Below are 373 nucleotides of genomic sequence, written 5' to 3'. Positions count from 1 at the left end.
CCTGCATCCCGAGGTGGACGAGCCCGTTCCGCAGACGCCGCTGGGCGAGAACCCACTGTGAGTCCGCTTCGTCCAGGAGTTCCGTGACTTTCGGAGGAACGCTATCCGGGGCGTCCGCGTGCAGAATCTTTAGCGCGGTCAAGGTCTGGAACAGCGCGACGAACCGGTGCTTCTTCGCCGCAGTGCGGCACCACGCACAACCGATTCGGTCCTCGCTGTGTGCCGCTGACATGAGCACGCTGTGCACCGTCATGAGTGCGGCCCCGAGCGCCGGCTGCAGCTGTCCCGCAAACAGGCGAGGAAGCGCCTTGCCGCTCTTCGTGTCCCACCATTCGAAGGCTGGCGGGACCGTCGGAGGATGCGCGGGGATCTC

At 66.0% G+C, this 373-nt stretch carries 1 protein-coding gene; it reads right to left on the bottom strand.

Annotated features, from left to right (window positions below; translation table 11 throughout):
- Nucleotides 1–373: hypothetical protein (locus BIU91_RS19150; RefSeq protein ID WP_216099639.1), on the bottom strand; the 373-nt coding region annotated here is incomplete at both ends.

This window comes from Curtobacterium sp. MMLR14_002, assembly GCF_001864975.1.
Taxonomy (GTDB): Bacteria; Actinomycetota; Actinomycetes; order Actinomycetales; family Microbacteriaceae; genus Curtobacterium; species Curtobacterium flaccumfaciens.
Note: the sequence above shows the minus strand (reverse complement) of the source record. Positions and strands in the feature narration are given on the sequence as shown.